Origin of the sequence: Mucilaginibacter sp. (assembly GCF_028288105.1) — a bacterium.
Lineage (GTDB): Bacteria > Bacteroidota > Bacteroidia > Sphingobacteriales > Sphingobacteriaceae > Mucilaginibacter.
Map to the genome: position 1 here is coordinate 1 of NZ_JAQBOI010000035.1, position 19,666 is coordinate 19,666.

Below are 19,666 nucleotides of genomic sequence, written 5' to 3' on the forward strand. Positions count from 1 at the left end.
CTATGAAACTGGCCCGCCCATCGGGTGGTTACTTTATTGACAAGGCTTTACCCGCGGGCTTAAATTTTGATATCAGCACGGGTACAATCAGCGGCACGCCAACAGTGGCAAGCCCTGCTACTAACTACACTATTATTGCTTATAACGCTACAGACAGCATTAGCACACATGTAACTCTTGGTGCAGAAGCAAACAACAACCTAACCGACCTGATTACCGATGCGGGTACATTAACGCCAATATTTGATGCTGATAGCACCAGTTATAAAATTTCTGTCGATAATGGCACGCTATCGGCTAACATAACTGCAACATTAAGCGAGCCAAGTAATAGCCTTACTATAAATGGCACTGCAGCAACTTCAGGTGTACCTACTAATGTGGCACTAAACGTAGGTGATAATAATATACCGGTGGTGATAACATCGCCATTAGATAACTCAACAAAAACCTACACGGTAAAAATTCATCGTATCTCTAACGATTACAAATTATCCAACCTTACAAGCAGCACGGGCACGCTTAGCTCATCGTTTGATGCCGATGTAATCGATTATACTGTCGATCTGCCTTATGGCACAAGCTCGGCAAAATTAACACCAACGGGTAATGCGCTTGCGGTTATTAAAGTTGATAATGTCATCACTGCTACAGGTACTGCCTCACAAAGCTTAAGCCTAAATACAGGCGATAATAACATTAATGTTGATGTAATTGCCGAAGATGGTACATCAACCCGCACCTATACAGTTAATCTGCGTGTTGCGGGGCCATCATCTGTTTCGTTAAGTGGGATTACATTAAGCGCAGGTACATTAAACCCTGCCTTTGATGCCGGCAACACAAATTACCAGGTATCGGTTCCGGTTGGTACATCAACCATTACCGTTCAGCCGGTAGTTACAGATGCACTATCTGTTGCTACCGTAAATAGGTCGGCTTTAGATGCCATCACTCATTCGGTGAATGTGCAGTTAAACGATGGTATAAATGTTGTCACTGTTAGTGTTTTAGCTAATGATGGCACAACAACAAAGTCATACACCATTACGGTTAACAAGCTTATTCCGGCGCCAACAAATGCGCCTATAGCAGCACAAGTTTACAATACAGGTACTGCTATAACCCCGTTAAGTATCGGGTTTGGTAATGTGGGTGCACCGGGGTACTTTGCCCTGGGCGATACACTAAGCTACACAATACCAACACCAACAGGTATCGCTATTAATAAAGCGGGCGATTTATTTGTAGCCGATGTTACGGCCGGTTCTGTATATAAACTACCTGTGGGTGGCGGGGCGCCTGTTGCTATCCTTACCGGGCTAAATATTCCGCTTGGCGTAGCAACAGATGCAGACGGTAACGTATATGCAACCTCGTTAGGTAGTAATAGCATCCAAAAGGTTACACCGGATGGTAGTATTACAACAATAGGTAGTGGCTTATCATTCCCTACAGGATTGACAGTAGATGCGCTGGGGAATGTTTATGTCAACGAAACTATAAACCACACAGTTAAAAAGGTAACACCCGGTGGTGTTACAACAACTATAACAACTGCCTTAACTTACCCTTATGGCATAAGTGTTGATGTGGCCGGTAATATTTACGTAGCCGATAATGAAGCAGGAAGTGTTGTGAAATTTGGGCCAAATGGCGAGGCAAGGACCGACCTTATAACCGGTCTTGTTAACCCAACCGACGTAAAATTAGATGCCGAAGGTAATATTTATGTAAACCAGGGAGGTAGCAATACGCTTACCAAATTCGATAAGAATGGCGCTAATCCAGTTGTTATTTCTGCCGATTACATAGGACTGTTTGGCCTGGCTATAGGCAGCGATGGAAAACTTTACACTACCGATAACGGAAAACAAAGGGTAAACAAACTAACCCCATCCGGCGGTTACTATCTAAGCGATCCTTTACCGGATGGTTTGGTATTTAATGCTGCAACAGGTATTATCAGCGGTACGCCAACAACTGCAACTGCAACTAAAGATTATACCATAACTGCCTACAACAGTGGCGGCAGTACTTCATCGGTTGTAAACATAAGTGTATTAACTAATGCTAATTTGGCTAACCTTACCTTAAGTACAGGAACGTTAAGCCCGGTATTTGATAGTAGTACAATTAATTATACTGCTACTGCAAATACCCCAACAATAAGGCTTACCCCAACTACGGCCGATAATGCAGCCACCATAAAAGTAAACGGCATACTGGTTGCAAATGGAGAGGCATCAGATCCAATAGCGCTTAATACAGGAGCTAACAGTGTAACAATAACCGTAACGGCGCGAGACGGCTTAACTACCAAAACCTACACTGTAAAAGTTGGGAAAGGATCAAACAATGCCGGCTTAGCCATACTCAGCGTAAGTCCATCAAAACTGGTGCTTACATCGAATACACCAGAACTTGTGGAGTACAGCACAATAACAAACCTTAGCGCAGCCAGCATGGTATTAACCCCAACGCTAAAAGATGCCAATGCGACGCTTACCATAAATGGTGTGCCTGCGATAAGCGGAGTAGTTTCGGCCCCGGTGGCGCTGAACCCAACAGGCGTAACCATCATTAGTATTGTAGTAACAGCCCAGGATGGTGTAACCACCCGCACCTACAACGTGGCGGTTAACAAAGGACCGTCAAGCGATGCATCGCTGGTAACATTGAGCGGAGAACCGAAATCAAAACTCGTAGTTGTATCCAACACCGTACAACTTGTGGAGTACAGTACCACAACGGCGCTTAGCACAACCAGCATGGTATTTACCCCAACATTAAAAGATGCCAATGCAACACTCACCATAAACGGCACATCTGCAACAAACGGAGTGGCTTCGTCGCCGGTGGCACTTAACCCAACAGGGGTAACCAATGTGATTATTGTAGTAACAGCAGAAGACGGTGTAACAACTCGTACCTATAATATAGCAATTAACAAAGGGCCGTCAGCCGATGCTTCGCTGGCAACACTGAGCATAGATCCCAAATCAAAATTGGCGGTAGCTTCCAGTACATCGCAGCTGATACAGTACACTACTTTGGTAGGGGCAACCATAACCAGCGTAACGCTGACCCCAACGCTTAAAGAAGAACATGCCACCATGACCATCAACGGTACGCCTGCAATAAGCGGCGCGGCTTCGGCACCTATATCGTTAAGCATAGGAACCACCACTACGGTAAATATTGTGGTAACAGCTGAGGATGGTATCACAACAAAAACCTACAGTGTGGCCATAACCAAAGCGCCGTCAAGCGATGCAACGCTGGCAATATTAAGTGTAGATCCAAAATCAAAACTGGTGGTTGCATCAAGTACAACAGAACTTGTAGCGTACACCACCACGGTGGAAGCAGCAACAGCAAGTATAACGCTGACCCCAACGCTTAAACAAGCAAATGCTACTATGACCATCAACGGTTCGCCGGCAGTAAGCGGTGTGGTTTCCTCTCCGGTCGCCCTCAGTACAGGTACTAATACGATCACCATTGTGGTAACAGCACAGGATGGTACAACCAGCCGCACTTACACGGTAACTGTGACCAGGCTGTCAAATAATCTGGTAGTAGATAAAGCCGGTGCAGGGCTGTTATTTGCTAATAAAGTCTCTAAAGCTATTGCACCAACAACTGATGACGGGGTTGTAGTGCACCAGGGCGTATCACCAAACGGCGACGGTTCAAACGATTTCCTGTCTATTGAAGGTATAGCGGCTTATCCAAATAATAGGGTATCTATTATGAATACCAATGGCACACTGGTATTCGAGGCCAGAGATTATGGTAAGGATGGCTCAAGCTTGTTTAACGGGCATTCCAATAAAACCGGGGCGATGTTAAAAGCGGGTACTTATTTTTACCAGATAGAATACAAGGTAGGTAAAGAGAACAAACGTAAAACAGGCTATATCGTTCTTAAGTATTAAACGAATAGTAAATAAACAAGAAAGCCTCTCAGATACACTGAAAGGCTTTCTTGTTTATTTCTTAGTCTTAATTTCGATGAGCAATTCATCTATCATGTCTGTTGATAAAATATCTGCATTTAGCTCCATTAGTTTTTGCCAACCGGCTGGGTTATCAGGCGCGGCCCAAAAACGTATCTTTTTCCCTGATTGATGAACAGCATTAATTACAGATTTAAGCACCTTTTCGTCCTGCTCTGGTAAAGCGCCCTTGCCATTCCATTTAGAATAATTTGCAAAGTTAAGGCTTACCTGTGCAACACGCTTCCATTGCTCGGGGTTATGGGGTAATTGCAGGTCGTCATCAAAAGAAATGTAAGAAGGATAGTTTTTGTATTCGGATGGTGGCGGACGGTTCCCGGTTATAATAATGGTAAGCGGGGATTTAGATCCATTCGTTTTAATAAAAGCCTTTAACGGTTCCAACTCCTTGAGTAGTTTAGTTAGTATAGGGGCATAATTTTCTTTCAGATCTAGCACAAGATTTACTGGCCTTGGCTGGGCGCGCATCACTTTTTGGATAGGGTCCAGATACATTTTTTTAAGCGTTATAAACTGCTTTGCCCCGGATGTATCATGCGCGACTACCAATTTTCCATTACGCAAGAAAACGTCTGCCTCAATGGCACCAACACCAGCATCAAAAGCATGATAAAATGCATTGGGCCGCGAATAATCGTTATGCGAATGGATACTTGCGGCAGTGTATTTTTCCTGGGCATAAACAGGACTTAAAAACAGAAAGATAAGTGTAAGTACAGGGAGCGATTTTAACATAGATATGGATGTTATGGGCAATGCCCTCTTATTTTTATCGCACAAAGTAGAAAATTTATATTATGTACATGTTAAGCTGTTATAAAAAGAGTGGTTGTTATGGTTGAAAATGCTTTGACGAGATCTGTTAATTAAATATTACAGCAGGATGATACGATATTAATACCAATCGGTATATTTGCACCATGAATAAGCTGACATCAAAAACAGAACGTACAAAAGCATTCATTATAGAAAGCACAGCGGAGATATTTAACAAGAAAGGTTACGCAGGTACCTCATTGTCTGATCTTACAGCAGCTACAGGGCTTACTAAAGGCAGCATCTATGGGAATTTCGAGAACAAAGAAGAAGTTGCCCTGGCTGTTTTTGATTATAATTATTCACGTGTATCAAAAAGAGTACTCGATTTGATGGATAAAGCTGAAACCTTTCATGATAAATTGATGGTTTATGCTAAAGTTTATAAGAATATTAGCAGGGCCCCGTTAAACCATGGAGGTTGCCCCATTGTAAATACCGCCATTGAGGCCGATGATACTAATAACCTTTTAAAAGACAGGGCAGCAAAAGCGCTGCTTAAATGGGAAAAGAACCTTACACGTTTAATTGAGCAGGGCATTAACGCCGGCGAATTTAAAGCAGATATTAACATAAGGCAAACTGCTTTATCAATAATTGCCCTTATAGAGGGTGGCGTAATGATATCCCGAACTACCAATGATCCCAGCAGTATGGAAGCCGTTGTAAGTACGGTTGAAATGCTTATTGATCAAATAAAAAAGTAATTTTTTTTGTCTAATTATATACCAATTGGTATATAATTAGACAATTGCAAATCCAATAATTTAACAAAACATAATAATCACACATTTTAAAATATACCGATTGGTATAAAATATATGAGCCCTTTAAAAAGACAAATACTGCTGATAACTGTAATAGCCGCTGCTATTATGGAATTAATAGATACCTCTATAGTAAATGTAGCGCTAAACTATATGAGCGGTAACCTTGGCGCAACCTTAGAAGATACTTCATGGGTGATCACGTCTTACGCTATAGCCAATGTAATTATCATACCCATGACCAGCTTTTTAGCTTCCAACCTGGGTAGGCGCAATTACTATATAGGCTCTATTATATTATTTACAATCTGTTCTTTTTTATGTGGTAACGCAACCGGCATATGGGAGCTGGTGGCATTCAGGTTTTTGCAGGGCCTCGGTGGTGGAGCCCTGCTTTCTGTATCGGCAACAGTAGTGTATGAGCTATTCCCTAAAGAAAAACAAGCCACAGCAAGCGCGTTGTTTGGTATAGGGATATTTATTGGCCCCACAATTGGCCCTACCCTTGGGGGCTACATCACCGAAAATTATTCGTGGCCATGGATCTTTTATATCAACATTCCAATAGGTATAGCTGCAGTCGTATCCTGCCTGTTTTTACTGTACGAACCGGTAATTAAACAAAAGCTGCAAAAGATAGATTGGGTGGGCATTGGACTGTTGATCATTGGCATTGGCTCGCTGCAAACCGTATTAGAACGTGGCGAAACCGATGATTGGTTTGCTGCCGGTTACATTATATTCTTGTCGGTTACTGCCGTAATATCACTTACCGCGTTTATTATTTGGGAGCTAAGCATCCAAAATCCGGTAGTAAACCTGCGGATATTAAAATTCCGGTCGTTAAGTATTGCTGCTGTACTCACTTTTATAACAGGCATGGGCTTATATACTTCTATTTACCTTACGCCGGTTGTAGCCCAGCGTTTGTTAGGCTTTACACCCACACAATCGGGTTTGTTGCTTTTACCCGGATCAATAATAGCGGTGCTTGCACTTGTCATTACAGGTAAATTATTGCAAAAGGGCGTTTCACCGGCACTGATAGTCTTTCTGGGATTTTTATGTTTTATCTATTTCAACTGGTCAATGTCGCGTATAAACCTGGAAAGCTCATCGGCAGCAATAAGCCTTAACCTTATATTCAGGGCTATTGGTTTGGCTTTGTTAACCGTTCCGCTGGGCACTTTGGCAGTATCATCATTAGAAACAAAAGATATGCCGCAGGGCACGGCATTAAACAATATGATGCGCCAGTTGGGGGGCTCTTTCGGTATATCTATTATTAATACCTACGTAGCCCGCAGGGTGGCATCGCACCGTATGGACCTGATAACGCATATTACGCCCGATAACCCAATATTTATTGATAGGCTAAAAGCATACACACAGATGTTTCAGCAACATGGTATCACTGTGCTGGATGCCAAACAGAAAGCGATTCAACTGGTTGAAAAAGTGGTAGTTAAGCAATCATCTTTCTCCAGCTATTTAGATGCCTTCTTCCTTATCGGGTTGTTTTTTGCAGTAGTATTACCCTTATTGCTTTTTGTAGCCAAGCGCGATAAAACAAAAGCGGTTGTTATACCATCGTCAGATCATTAAGTTTAAGTGCCGGAAGCGTTATAATGCAGGATTAAGTATATTAGCCCAATATACCTTAACACATGATCTGTCAAAAACCATACGCCTGCTTAGTAACGATAGTATGCTTAATTGCATTCAGCAACGCATCGGCACAAACAAAAAATAATACCCTTTACACGGCCGGGCATGCCAGCGCATTTATAGGTGGTTTGTATGATGCTGTTTATCCTTATAGCAAAGTAAAACAACATGGCGATTTTGGTTTGGGTGCCCCCGATAAACTGGACGGCGAGGTACTGATATTAGATGGCAAAATTTACCAGACACAATCTACCGGGAAAACTTTTGAGGTGAAAGATTCGGAACTAACCCCCTTTGCCGTAGTGAACTTTTTTAAGGGCCAAAAAACGGAAAAAACCGCCCAGAAACTGACCAAAAACGCCCTTTTTACGTACCTGGATAGTCTGCTATCCAACAAGAATGGGATCTATGCCATAAAAATAACCGGGAGCTTTAATACCGTCAAAACCCGGGCGTTTCCACCGGTTAAAAAACCGTATTTGCCGCTGGCCGAAATGTTGTCATTACAACATTTTTTCACTTTCGAAAATGTTAAGGGTACCTTGGTTGGTTACCGCATCCCGGCATTTATGGATGGGCCAAATATTACCGGTTATCACTTTCATTTTTTAAGTGATGATAAAAAGGACGGGGGCCATATTATAGATTTGCTGACGAATGGCATAACAATTAAAATTGACCAGTTGGACAGCTTTATGGTAGATATCCCTCAAACCAAAGATTTTGACAATTTCGATTTCAGTAAAGACCGCCGCGAAGAAGTTAAGAAAGTAGAAAACGGTAAAAAGGATTAATCCCTTATACCAGCTTTTTTACCGCTTTAGCCAACAGATCGGTTGCCTGTTCCATCTCTTTAAAATTCATGGAGGCAAAACCAAGCCGGATATGACGGCTTTCGTAAGTTTTATCGTAGTAGTAATCTTTGCCTGCGCTTACGGCCAAACCCATTGCGGCGGCTTTTTCGGCCACCTCTTTTGGTTTAATGCCGTTTAGGTATTTCATCCAGATGGCAAAACCACCATCGGGGATCTTAAAGCTTACGTGTTCGCCTATTTGCTGGGTTAGCAGGTTACAAAACAGATCCCGGCGCTCGTGATAAAGTTTATTGGCTTTTTTAAGATGGCGGGTAATGTCGCCATTCTTAAGCAGGTTGGCCATCGCTTCTTCCAACAAATGCTCGCCCTGGCGGTCAATTATGCGGCGCAGGCGCGTGGCCTGTATAATTAAATTAGGCGGCGCTATCATAAACCCAATACGGATACCCGGCGCTATAGTTTTACAAAACGAACCTATATATATTACGCTGCCGTAATAGTCTGCACTAGCCAGAGGCAGTATGGGGCTGCTGGTGTAGTGGAAATCGTAATCATAATCATCCTCAATAATAGCGAAGCGGTATTTCATGGCCAGTTCCAGCAACCGCATACGCCGTTCCGAGCATAATGTTACTGTAGTAGGCTGGTGGTGATGCGGTATTACATAAAGTAGTTTAACCTTTTTCTTTTTGCAGATCTCTTCTACAGCATCAAGGTTAATGCCCTGCTCATCAACCGGCACCAATTCTAAATTTGCCCCGGTTTGTACAAATGCCTCATTGGCGCCGCAATAACCCGGATCGGCAGCAATAACGGTATCGTTTTTACCTAACAGTAATTGCGCCGCCAAATAAATGGCCATCTGCGCGCCTTTGGTGATCAGTATATGATCAGCTGTAACATGTAGGCCCCGGGTTTCGCCCAGGAAACGGGCAAGCTCGGCACGCAGGTTTTCAGAACCTTGCTCCGGGCCATACAGTAAATATTTTGATGTGAAATGATAATTGGCAAAACGGCGGTATTCACGCAGCATCAAGTCTACAGGGGCCAGGCGCGTATCGGGGAACCCTTCATTAAATGCAATGCTGTTCCCGGTAATTGGCGAAAACAGATTTATATGTGATAATTTGTTATCGCAAACTTCAAAAAAGGTTTTTTCGGGGTAGGCTATCTTTTGCGGACTATCGGCAATTGGCCTTGGCGCTACCTCGGGCAGGTTGGCGGCAATGAAGATCCCTTTCTGCGGATATACGTCAACCCAACTTTGTGCATACAGTTCATCATAAGCCGCAACCACGGTATTGCGATGTACCTTTAAACTTAGAGCAAGCGTACGGCTGCTGGGCAATGCCGATGCCGGCTTTAAAGTGCCCTGCCGTATATGGCAAATTATACCATTAGCTATTTGCAGGTATACCGGTACCTGCAATGTTTTGTCAATGTTAAGTAAACCTGCTACAAAATGCATACTGGACTATCTTGGTTGTTTTTTCTGGACTATAAAGGTAGGCCAATTGCTTCGTATTTTTATATCAGCAATAAAAAAATATGGATCAGGCAAAAATTCAACAGCTAACAGGAGTATATTTAAGAGCAGCCCTTGGCCTTGGCTATGTTTGGCTGGTTGCTGATAGATTAGGTTGGTTAGGCGCTTACGGGCAACCACATGTAAGCTGGGGCGATTGGGAGCACTTTATGGTACTTTCCCGCAACACTATGTCTTTTTTACCTGATGCATTGATAAGTCCGCTGGCTATATTGGCTACATTGGGCGAAGGCATTTTTGGCCTGATGTTATTATTTGGGTTATTTACACGCATAGCCGCTATTGGCAGCGGCGCACTTACATTGGCGTTCGCGTTATCTATGACCATATCAAGGGGGATAGATTCACCCATAGGTTATTCAGTTTTTACCGTAAGTGCCGCAAGTTTTTTGCTGGCTACTTTGCCCGGGTACAAATGGAGTATCGATTCGTTATTTACTAAACATCAACTATCATGACAAGCATTACACAAAAACCATCCTCATTATTGGTTATCATAGCTTTTGCTACAGTATATATTGTATGGGGTTCAACGTACTTCTTTATCCAGATGGCTATACAGGGCATCCCCGCCATGTTAATGGGGGCAATACGTTATACAATTGCAGGCCTGCTAATGCTGGGTTGGTGCGCGCTTAAGGGTGATAAGATTTGGGTAAAACGCGATGTAATAAATTCGGCCGTAAGCGGGTTGCTGATGCTGGCTATTGGTAACGGTATAGTAATATGGGTTGAACAGGCCCTGCCCAGCGCAATGGTAGCCATTATGATATCGGCAAATCCCATATGGTTTGTAGTGCTCGATAAAAGAAACTGGAGAGAAAACCTAACCAGCACAGCAACAATACTGGGCTTAATAATAGGTTTTGCGGGTGTGATATTATTATTTGGCGAGCAGGTAGCTAACGCTTTGGGCGGCACACATGACGATGCTAAAATATGGGGTGTAGGCTTATTGGTTATTGGCCCAATAGCATGGGCGGCGGGGTCATTGTATTCTAAATACAAAGGCAGCAGCAGCCCGGCCCGTGTAAACACCGCATGGCAAATGCTGATAGCGGGCATAGCCTTTTTACCGGCAAGCGCCCTGCATAACGAGTTTAAAGGGTTCGATATAACACAGGTGCCCCTACAATCATGGATGGCAGTTTTATACCTGATAATATTTGGTTCAATAGCTGCGTTCACCGCTTATGTATGGTTATTGCAGGTGCGCCCGGCTACACAGGTAAGCACACACTCGTACGTTAACCCGGTTATAGCGGTGTTATTAGGAGTGCTGTTTGCGCAGGAGCATATATCCTGGTTGCAAATAGGTGGATTGGTAATTATATTACTAAGCGTGCTTTTGATTAACCTTGCCAAGTACAGAAAAGATAGTAACGAAAAAAAGCAGGCTGAAACCAAGCCTGAGAATATAGAAGGATTAATGTGCGAGGCGGTATAAATAATAAATAACCTGCGATGTAGTTTACTCACCCCAACATTGCTACGCTGGTCGACCCTCTTTGCGAAGCAGAGAGGGTGAAGAGAACAGTTTTCATTGCCGTTGGCTTTAGCCAACGGATAGCGGGCAACATTCCTCCGGCTTTAGCCAAAACTGATAAAGCGGCATTTGGCTAAAGCCATTGAAGCGGTTGCTATTCCGTCCCTTGAAAGGGACGGCAATGAATTGGTTTGTCGGCGAGTTTACTCACCCCGATTATGTTACACTGGTCGACCCCCTCTCTGCTTCGCAAAGAGGGTGAAGAAGAAAATTGAAGCAAGACCCGGGTGAGTAAAACACGACCTGTAAAGATCAACCCAATATTATGCGAGGCGGTATAAAGAACGTTGTTTATACCAAGCGTTAATTAACACTGCAACAATTTTAATGCTTTATATGATAATTTGTTTTACTTTTATGCTTAATAAACCCCTGATTAAGTGCAGAGTGAAAAAGAAAACGTAAGGGATAACATTCCTGATAATGAGCCCGGGCATACAGCTGAACTAAGGCGTTATCGTATATTAGAACTTTCCTTGCTGGCTGTAGAAGCTGCAAACGTTGGTACATGGCTGCTTGATGAAGAAACGAAAGAATTTTTACCATCAAAACGGTTAAAAGAATTATTTGGCTACCACGCCGATGAAAACATGTCTTACGAAGGGTTGATTGCACAAATTGATCTGAAATACCGAAACAAAGTTATTGCCGGAATAGAAAATGCCATGGTAAACCGTGAACATTTTCATATGGATTTTAGGGTAACAGGTTTACATGACCAAAAACAACGCTGGGTAAAGGCTTTAGGAGGGATGTATAGCGACTCCGAAAGGAAGCAGTTCCATTTTTCGGGAGTTATGATGGATATCACCGAGGAAAAGCAAAACGAATTGCGTAAGAACAAATTTATAGGCATGGTAAGCCATGAATTGAAAACGCCTCTAACATCGTTAAAAGCATATGTGCAAATGCTTTATGCATGGGCAAAAAAGCAAAAGGATAGTTTTGCAATAACTTCCTTATCGAAGGTTGAAAGGCAGGTAAAAAAAATGCAAAATATGATCAACGGGTTTCTAAACCTTTCGCAGGCCGAATCCGGGAAAATCCAGCTTGATAAACAAGACTTTGATTTGGGAGAGTTGATCAACGATGTTATGAACGAAACAAAACTGATAACAACCAGTCACACTATTAACTTTTTACCTTGCGAGCCGATAGCTATACATGCTGATAAAGAAAAAATTGAGCAGGTTGTAATTAATTTATTTAATAATGCTATTAAGTACTCACCAAAGCAAACGGTTATAACTGTTTCTTGCGAAACAATAGATAATAAGGTGCAAGTATGTGTTAAAGATGAAGGTATTGGGATTGACGAACAGGATATTGATAAACTGTTTAAGCGTTATTATCGCGTAGAAAATAAACACACAGAAAACATTACCGGTTTTGGTATTGGGCTTTATTTATGTGCCGAGATCATTAAGCGCCACCATGGCAGCATTTGGGTAGAAAGTGAATTAGGAAAAGGGTCTGCCTTCTATTTTAGTTTGCCATTAGCAAAAAATGCAGAAGCAAATTAAGAGCTATTATATTTTAGAGTTCCTGCCTATTACCAGGTAAAGCACCGAGCCCAGGAACGGGGCAAATAAAATAACCAGCACCCATACTATTTTAGTGGCCGAATCTTTGAACGTTGCGCGCACGGCATCGAGCAGGCAAAATACGATCAGGCCAAAATAAGCTAATACCAAAAATATCAGTATAAGCCCACCTGTTCCAATATCAAGGAGTAGTAATAAATTGTTCATAGCTCAATGGGTTTATTAAGGGTATAACCCTGCGCGATAACAAAAGTTTTCGCCGTTGTTGGGTGAAGAAAAGAAATTTCCAGAACCCTCTTTTCGCGCAGCGAAGAGAGGGTGGTCGGGCGAAGCGAAGACCAGGTGAGTTAATAACCGGCGTGACAAACGGGTTAAGCTATTTTGAATTTCTACCGATTGCCAAGTAAAGTATCGAACCAAGGAACGGCGCCAATAGAACAACCAATACCCAGATTAACTTATTGGTGCTATCCTTAAAATTCGATCGTAAAATATCTACCAGGCAATAAGCTATTAAAGCAAAATAAGATAAGGGGATCATTAACAGGATGATCTCTGGTGCCCCAAGGCCTCCCATTGAAAGTAATTTGTGCATAGGTTTACAGTTTGTTTAAAGATATAAGTTTTCACCAATACTTTTAATCCAAATTACTTTACGCTCTTTCTCTGTACAATATAGTAACCTGCTATAAATACCACTACAGCTATAACAAGGCTTACATAAACATCCTTGGTGTAAATGTCTATTTCAAGCATTTTAGATGGGCCATTGTTATTTTTCACCATGCTTTTAATAGCGCCCATTGGGTGTGCATACGGGAAAAGATAACTGTACTTCCAGTTGTTTGATGCCAGTATAACTCCGGTAATAGTAGCTACAAAACCAAGCCCCATTGGTTTCAAAAAATCGGCCCATAAAAGGCTGAGCAGAAACTGTATAGAAAGTATGCCAAGGGCCGATAACAATAGTTTATAATACACCTGTATAAGCTGCAACTCCATGTGGTATTCGTTAAACTTAAGCTCAGGCTTAAACACACTCAGCAAATTACCAAATGCTACATTAAATATTACAAATAGCGTAAGGCATAAAAACAGCAGGAATAATGCGTAAAAAAACTTGGCACTGTAAACAGCCCAGCGCGAAATAGGCAGGCTGAATAATGTTTTCCAGGTATCGGCTTTGTGTTCAACGTTGTTTACCGAGTAAGCTACGAATATGGTATAGATAGGGAGTAACAAAGAACCCATACTCCCTAAGCTTATCATACTAAATTGTATCCACTGGCCCATTGGCGGCATTTTTACAAATACGTCACTTTTTGTGTATACGGCTAAAAATGCCAGCGAGCTTATTAATATAGGCAGTATGATAGCTCCCCAAAAGCCAAGCGTTTTGCGGGTCTTATAAAATTCAGACTGGAATGATAGTAAAAATCCCTTCATGTAGTTAGTTGCTTTGGGTAATGTCTAAGAATAATTGCTCCAGGTCTTTATGATGTTTATTTATGCTAAATACAGTCATCCCGTTTTGAACAAGGAGCGTATTGATGTCGCCTATTTGCTGTTTAGAAATAAAAGGCACATAGAGGTGGTCGTGATTAATATCGTTTACTGCGAAGTTATTGCGTTTTAAAAAGTTAGCGGCATCAACGGTATTATCTACTTCTATCCTTATCATTGGCTGGTTAATATTCTGCAGTTCATGAATAGTGCCCTGGAACATTAGCTCGCCATTATTAATAATACCAACATGGGTAGCCATCTTTTCAATCTCGGCCAACAGGTGGCTGGATATAAAAACTGTTTTGCCGCCGGCCACAAGCCTTAACATTAACTCGCGCATCTCAATAATCCCGTTAGGGTCAAGTCCGTTTGTAGGTTCGTCCAGTATTAAAAGTTTGGGGTCGCTAAGCAAAGCAAGGGCAATGCCCAGGCGTTGTTTCATCCCTAAGGAATACTGCCCTGCTTTTTTACCGGCAGCATTGGTTAGCTGAACCAGTTTAAGCATTTCATCAACCCTTTGTTCGCTAACCTGCAAAAGCAAGGCGCGGTTCATCAGGTTCTCTTTACCGGTAAGGTGATGGTATATGGCAGGCTGCTCTATTAATGAGCCTATTTGCGATAATATGCTAATACGATTGCTTTGTAGCTCCTGCCCAAAAATATGAATGCTGCCTTCGCCTGTTTTTAACAGGTTGAGCAGCATTTTTATGGTTGTAGTTTTTCCGGCGCCATTTGGTCCTAAAAACCCGTAAATACTCCCTGCCGGAACTTGCAGGGATAGCGATTTAACAACTTGCTGGGCACCAAAGCTAAAAGATAAGCCTTCAGTTTTGATTACCATAGTTTCTCGGTAGCAATTGTGCATACTGTTTTTACAACGGTTACACCTTTAATAAATAAGGATGTAGCCTGCACAGCCGAGTTATGAGCAGTAAATTGTTTCTTTTGTTCAAACTGGTAGCTCACGCCCATTACAATGGCAAATACTACAGGTGCCAGTAATAAAATAAATGGGTTTGAGTTTGAAACTAACTTTTTCATTGTGTGATCGTTTTTGATAGAACAAAGAAATACTAAATAATTTATCTGCTAAAAACAATTAGACCAACAGCCAGCATTTGTAGATGAACGGTTAATTAGGGCGTTTAACCAGTTCGTCGGCTTTTTAGGCCTGTTCATCGGGCTAAATAAATACTACATATAATTCCACAGCTATATTCATATCTAAATATTACTTTAGATGCTGTTAATACAGTATATAATATAGATGAAGAGAAGCTGGCAAATATTCTGGCATGTTGTTTTTTGGTTAGGCCTTATCGCTTTTTTTGCATCAATAGCGCGCTATAGCGGTAAAATGACAACGGAAGCTGTATTGGTGGTATTTGTACTATACGGTGCAATTAATATCAGCGTATTCTACCTTAACTATTCACTACTAATTCCCCGGTTTCTTGATAAAAAGAACTATAAATTATACGCAGCCGGTATCGTAGCCGCTATAATTGCTTTCGGACTAATAAAGTATGGTGGCGGCCTGGTATTTAAAACCTATATATTAGTAGGGTTAAGAAAACATGAATCAACCTTTTGGGAATACTTTTTCAAAACTACTTTCACTACTACTGTATTCCTGTTTTTAAGTGCAGTATTAAAGTTTACGGTAGATTGGTTCCTGAACGAACGGATCCAGCGCGATCTGGAGAACCAGCGCCTGAGTGCCGAGCTATCCTTTCTAAAATCGCAGATCAACCCTCACTTTCTGTTCAATTCATTAAATAGCATATACTCGCTGGCCTATCAAAAGTCTGATACCACGCCCGAAGCTATTTTGAAGCTGTCGGAGATTATGCGCTATATGCTTTATGAGTGTAACGATAATAAGGTAGAGCTAACCAAAGAGCTGCAATACCTGCAAAACTATATCGACCTGCAAAAAATAAGGTTCGGCAATAAAGCTTTTATTGATTTTGAAGTAACCGGCGAGGTAACCAACCAGCACATTGTGCCGTTATTGCTGATCTCGTTTATAGAGAATGCCTTTAAACATGGTATTGCTAACGACGCCTTAGCACCTATAAAATTGAAAATTAACCTGGAGGATGGGCACCTTTACTTCTTTATCCAGAACAAAAAACATACGCATAACCGAGATTCGTCTGGCGGGATAGGGCTGGCAAACGTACGCCGCAGGCTTGATCTGCTCTACCCCGGAAAATATAATTTAGATATTCGCGACGAAGCGGATACATACACTTGTCAATTATCCTTAGTTTTATAGCATGATCAGATGTCTTGTTGTTGATGATGAGCCTTTGGCCCTGAACATACTGGAGGATTATATCTCCAAGATCCCTTTCCTGGAATTAATTAAAGCCACTACCAACCCTATTGAGGCGCTAACTTTAGTGCAAGAGGGGGGTATTGACTTGGTTTTTCTGGATGTGCAAATGCCGGAGTTAACCGGTATCCAGTTTCTGCGGATAGCCAATGGCAAAGCAAAGGTGATATTAACAACCGCTTATCCGCAGTATGCCTTAGAAGGGTATGAGCTGGATGTGGTAGATTACTTGCTTAAGCCCATCGCTTTTGACAGGTTTTTTAAATCGGTACAAAAAGCACAGGGGATTATACAGCCCGTAACAAAACCTGCAGCTAAAGCCGAGCCTGCGCAGCAGGACGATTTTATGAGTGATTTTATCTTCGTGAAAACTGAACATAAAATTCAAAAGGTTTACCTGCACGATATATTATTTATAGAAGGGTTAAAGGACTACGTTTCTATTTTCACCCCTGCCGAGCGCATCATTACCCTGCAGGGTATGAAGAAAATGGAAGACGCACTGCCGCCCAAGCATTTTATCCGTGTGCATAAATCATACATCGTATCTATTAATAAGATAGACAGCATAGAACGCAGCCGTATTTTCATTGGCGATAAAATTATCCCCGTAGGCGATACCTATCGCGATGAGTTCTTTAAAATTGTGGATGGGAAGAATATATAGCGTATACTATATTTAAAAATGAAAACCCTATACCTATTCTTTATCCTTCTTATTGCAAGCTTGTCGGGTAAAGCGCAATCTGCTACTGGCAAAGTTGTCACAGTAGACTCAACGCTTACTTCTCTAAAAAGTAAAAGAACCGCAGTTGATGTGTATGTAAAGAAACACGATAAAGAACTTTTGTTGTATTCTAAGATACCCGGAAGAAAAACACCAGTGAAGGTTACAATGGAAGACTGGCCGGATGCCGGCGAAGGTTCTTATAATGTACTTAAAGATTCTTCGGGGAGAATAGTGATGATTGCCGAAATTCCATTTAGCCAGAGTGGCGATTGGTATATAACCTACACGCATTACTTTGACGAAAATGGAAATACTTATGCGTTTAGGAAAGAAACTAATACGTTTGATAGTGATGTAAAAGGAGGCGTGATCTACGAAACACTGGTAAAATACTATGGCGCGAACCTTAAATTATTGAATAAAACATATTCACTGAAAGAAAAAAGCGGTAAGCCAATAAAAAATAATGGGCATATCGATGTTTATCAATATAAATATATGATCTATAAGAATTCAGCAGCGTGCTTAAAGGGGTATAATATTAAATCATTATAACATATTTTACACCGCCTGCTGCGTCATTATCCTTATCTCTTTAGGGTAATAATTATTGATCCTGTTTGGCAGCAACTTCGCCCAGCCCAAAGCAAGCCCTTCGTAAGTCATCAAGCTCCAGCCTTTGCCTGTAATTTCCATATCTATATTATCGCGGCGTAAATATTGTATAGCCTGCTCTTTGGTTAAGGGAGTTAGTAAAACGGCATCCTTATTAATAGCCAGGCTCAAAGCCAGCTCATGGTCCGGTATCAGATCGTTGCCTGCCAGCTTGCCAATCCTCACGCCCGACTTCTTTATATATAGGTGCCGGTGTAAAATGTTCAGGCTTTCCTTATGCTCGCGGTTTATGGCCAGCCAATCCTCATTCACTTTAAAAAAGTAAAAGTCGTCGGCATTATTAATATAGCCCTTAACTATATCCATCTCTTTGGCGGGCAGCTTTTGCTGGCCATTGTTTTTGTAGTTAGATAAACCACCGCTGCTTTCCCTTTTGCGCAGGCAGGCGGCAAACAAACCTTCGCCCTTTACCTTGCCCGGGTAAAAGCGATAGCCCCATGCTTTTTTCTGTGGAGATTCGGTTTCAACAATACCCCACTCCTTATATATAGGTATACGTACGCTTTCCAGGTTAAACTCGGTGCAAAGCCAATCCAGTATATCCTCGTTCTCCTGGTGCGAGTAGGAGCAGGTACTATATATAAGGTATCCGTCTTCTTTTAGTGCGGGATATATATCGGCCAGGATCCGTTCCTGCCTTTGGTGGCAAAGGTTCACGTTGCCTTCGCTCCATTCATTCATGGCGGCAGGATCTTTTCTAAACATACCCGAGCCCGAGCAGGGGGCATCAACCAGTACCACATCAAAAAAACTATGGATAGCGTTAAAATCTTTAGGGTCGTTATTTGTAATAATGGTATTCGAAGTACCCCAGCGGTTAAGGTTATCACTTAATATAGGTACACGTGTTTTAATGATCTCGTTTGCAACCAGCAGATCGCTGCTTTGCAGGGCCGAGTTTAGCAGGGTAGTTTTACCACCGGGGGCAGCGCAAAGGTCTAAAACTTTAATAGCATCTTCTTTATTTGGGCGGATGGTATTTAATATATGGCCAATAAACATAGACGATGCCTCCTGTACATAATAAGCACCCGCGTGAAACAATGGGTCGAAAGTAAAGGAAGGGCGGGTATCCAGATAAAAACCTTCGGCACACCATGGCACTTGTAAGTCTGTTTTCAGGGCCGATGGCTTAAAAGGATTAATTCTGATAGAGGTTGGGGCGGCTTCAGATTGGTGCGCACCAACAAAACTTTCGCTATCAAAGCCTGGTTCGGTGTCTAAATTCTCTAAAAAGTGCGGTGGGAAGTTGTAATTATCCATAACTAAATCAAACTTACGCATTTTTTTATGGCCTTAAATAATGCCTGTAATAAGGATATAAGGGTATATGCGGTACTAAATGGTACTTATGTATATAATGTTATGGTTAATTTGGTGTTAATTTACAGGCAGTTACATAATTGTTTTAATTATTTGAAAATAATGCTTGTAAGGGTAGGTGTTTTCTCCTTACATTTGTGGCCGCTCAAGTAAAAAGGGCGTTGTTTTTTGAAGATTTAGCGAATAAATAAGATTAAAGAAAAGTGAAAATTTCACTTGACAAAAAGAAAGTTTATTCGCACCTTTGCAGCCCGCAAAAGAGGTAACGAAAATGCGGTTGTGAATTGAAAAAGCGGCTTGAAAAAATAAAAAAATAAAGTTTGCAAATTCAGAAAAGGTTTCTACCTTTGCAATCCCAAAACGAGGG

General features: G+C 41.8%; 19 protein-coding genes. 10 read left to right on the forward strand and 9 right to left on the reverse strand.

Annotated features, from left to right (window positions below):
* The coding region (locus JWQ85_RS02130) for a cadherin-like beta sandwich domain-containing protein (protein ID WP_299463210.1) at positions 1–3,941 on the forward strand (3,941 nt) is incomplete at its 5' end.
* A 54-nt stretch (positions 3,942–3,995) separates the two neighbouring features.
* On the opposite strand, the gene JWQ85_RS02135 is transcribed toward JWQ85_RS02130, so the two are convergent.
* Positions 3,996–4,757, reverse strand: coding sequence for a hypothetical protein (locus JWQ85_RS02135; protein WP_299463213.1), 762 nt, complete (start codon positions 4,755–4,757; stop codon positions 3,996–3,998).
* Positions 4,758–4,942: 185 nt separating this feature from the next.
* On the opposite strand from JWQ85_RS02135, the gene JWQ85_RS02140 reads away from it, so the two are divergent.
* The 3 genes from JWQ85_RS02140 to budA all read left to right on the forward strand — a co-directional run bounded on the left by JWQ85_RS02140 (position 4,943) and on the right by budA (position 8,067).
* Entirely contained in the window at positions 4,943–5,545 is a 603-nt protein-coding gene (locus JWQ85_RS02140; RefSeq protein ID WP_299463216.1) for a TetR/AcrR family transcriptional regulator, read from the forward strand.
* A 114-nt stretch (positions 5,546–5,659) separates the two neighbouring features.
* Complete coding sequence (locus JWQ85_RS02145; RefSeq protein ID WP_299463219.1) at positions 5,660–7,210, forward strand: DHA2 family efflux MFS transporter permease subunit; 1,551 nt, start codon at positions 5,660–5,662, stop codon at positions 7,208–7,210.
* A gap of 62 nt (positions 7,211–7,272) precedes the next feature.
* The gene (gene budA, locus JWQ85_RS02150) at positions 7,273–8,067 is read left to right on the forward strand and encodes an acetolactate decarboxylase (protein WP_299463221.1); all 795 of its coding nucleotides are present in this window, start codon (positions 7,273–7,275) and stop codon (positions 8,065–8,067) included.
* Between the two features lie 4 nt (positions 8,068–8,071).
* Here the strand turns inward: budA and JWQ85_RS02155 are convergent, their stop codons facing one another.
* The gene (locus tag JWQ85_RS02155; protein ID WP_299463223.1) at positions 8,072–9,556 is read right to left on the reverse strand and encodes a PLP-dependent aminotransferase family protein; all 1,485 of its coding nucleotides are present in this window, start codon (positions 9,554–9,556) and stop codon (positions 8,072–8,074) included.
* A gap of 80 nt (positions 9,557–9,636) precedes the next feature.
* Here JWQ85_RS02155 and JWQ85_RS02160 point away from each other — a divergent pair, with 80 nt between their 5' ends.
* From JWQ85_RS02160 to JWQ85_RS02170, 3 genes are all read left to right on the forward strand, one after another.
* Complete coding sequence (locus JWQ85_RS02160; RefSeq protein WP_299463226.1) at positions 9,637–10,092, forward strand: DoxX family protein; 456 nt, start codon at positions 9,637–9,639, stop codon at positions 10,090–10,092.
* Positions 10,089–11,081, forward strand: coding sequence for an EamA family transporter (locus JWQ85_RS02165; protein WP_299463229.1), 993 nt, complete (start codon positions 10,089–10,091; stop codon positions 11,079–11,081). Before JWQ85_RS02160 ends, JWQ85_RS02165 begins: the two co-directional genes overlap by 4 nt.
* 479 nt (positions 11,082–11,560) lie before the next feature.
* On the forward strand, positions 11,561–12,703 hold the full coding sequence (locus tag JWQ85_RS02170) for an ATP-binding protein (protein ID WP_299463232.1): 1,143 nt from the start codon (positions 11,561–11,563) through the stop codon (positions 12,701–12,703).
* A 6-nt stretch (positions 12,704–12,709) separates the two neighbouring features.
* On the opposite strand, the gene JWQ85_RS02175 is transcribed toward JWQ85_RS02170, so the two are convergent.
* The 5 genes from JWQ85_RS02175 to JWQ85_RS02195 form a co-directional block, all read right to left on the reverse strand.
* The gene (locus tag JWQ85_RS02175; protein ID WP_299463235.1) at positions 12,710–12,931 is read right to left on the reverse strand and encodes a PLDc N-terminal domain-containing protein; all 222 of its coding nucleotides are present in this window, start codon (positions 12,929–12,931) and stop codon (positions 12,710–12,712) included.
* A 169-nt stretch (positions 12,932–13,100) separates the two neighbouring features.
* Positions 13,101–13,319, reverse strand: a complete 219-nt coding sequence (locus JWQ85_RS02180; protein ID WP_299463237.1) for a PLD nuclease N-terminal domain-containing protein — start codon at positions 13,317–13,319, stop codon at positions 13,101–13,103.
* A gap of 53 nt (positions 13,320–13,372) precedes the next feature.
* Positions 13,373–14,170 (reverse strand): ABC transporter permease, encoded by a 798-nt coding sequence (locus JWQ85_RS02185; RefSeq protein WP_299463240.1) that lies wholly within the window; start codon positions 14,168–14,170, stop codon positions 13,373–13,375.
* A 4-nt stretch (positions 14,171–14,174) separates the two neighbouring features.
* Complete coding sequence (locus tag JWQ85_RS02190; RefSeq protein ID WP_299463243.1) at positions 14,175–15,071, reverse strand: ABC transporter ATP-binding protein; 897 nt, start codon at positions 15,069–15,071, stop codon at positions 14,175–14,177.
* Positions 15,065–15,271: a hypothetical protein gene (locus tag JWQ85_RS02195; RefSeq protein ID WP_299463246.1), complete on the reverse strand. Its 207-nt coding sequence runs from the start codon at positions 15,269–15,271 to the stop codon at positions 15,065–15,067. Before JWQ85_RS02195 ends, JWQ85_RS02190 begins: the two co-directional genes overlap by 7 nt.
* A 226-nt stretch (positions 15,272–15,497) precedes the next feature.
* Between JWQ85_RS02195 and JWQ85_RS02200 the strand changes: the two genes are divergently transcribed.
* The 3 genes from JWQ85_RS02200 to JWQ85_RS02210 are packed head-to-tail and all read left to right on the forward strand — an operon-like array spanning position 15,498 to position 17,856.
* The gene (locus JWQ85_RS02200; protein WP_299463249.1) at positions 15,498–16,511 is read left to right on the forward strand and encodes a sensor histidine kinase; all 1,014 of its coding nucleotides are present in this window, start codon (positions 15,498–15,500) and stop codon (positions 16,509–16,511) included.
* Between the two features lies 1 nt (position 16,512).
* On the forward strand, positions 16,513–17,238 hold the full coding sequence (locus tag JWQ85_RS02205; RefSeq protein ID WP_256541604.1) for a LytTR family DNA-binding domain-containing protein: 726 nt from the start codon (positions 16,513–16,515) through the stop codon (positions 17,236–17,238).
* A gap of 18 nt (positions 17,239–17,256) precedes the next feature.
* Positions 17,257–17,856 (forward strand): hypothetical protein, encoded by a 600-nt coding sequence (locus JWQ85_RS02210; protein ID WP_299463252.1) that lies wholly within the window; start codon positions 17,257–17,259, stop codon positions 17,854–17,856.
* Positions 17,857–17,862: 6 nt separating this feature from the next.
* On the opposite strand, the gene JWQ85_RS02215 is transcribed toward JWQ85_RS02210, so the two are convergent.
* Together JWQ85_RS02215 and JWQ85_RS02220 are read right to left on the reverse strand one after the other, a co-directional pair.
* A complete protein-coding gene (locus JWQ85_RS02215; RefSeq protein ID WP_299463255.1) occupies positions 17,863–19,260 on the reverse strand; it encodes an RNA methyltransferase in 1,398 nt (465 codons plus the stop codon).
* A gap of 168 nt (positions 19,261–19,428) precedes the next feature.
* Positions 19,429–19,666: hypothetical protein (locus tag JWQ85_RS02220; RefSeq protein WP_299463258.1), on the reverse strand; the 238-nt coding region annotated here is incomplete at its 5' end.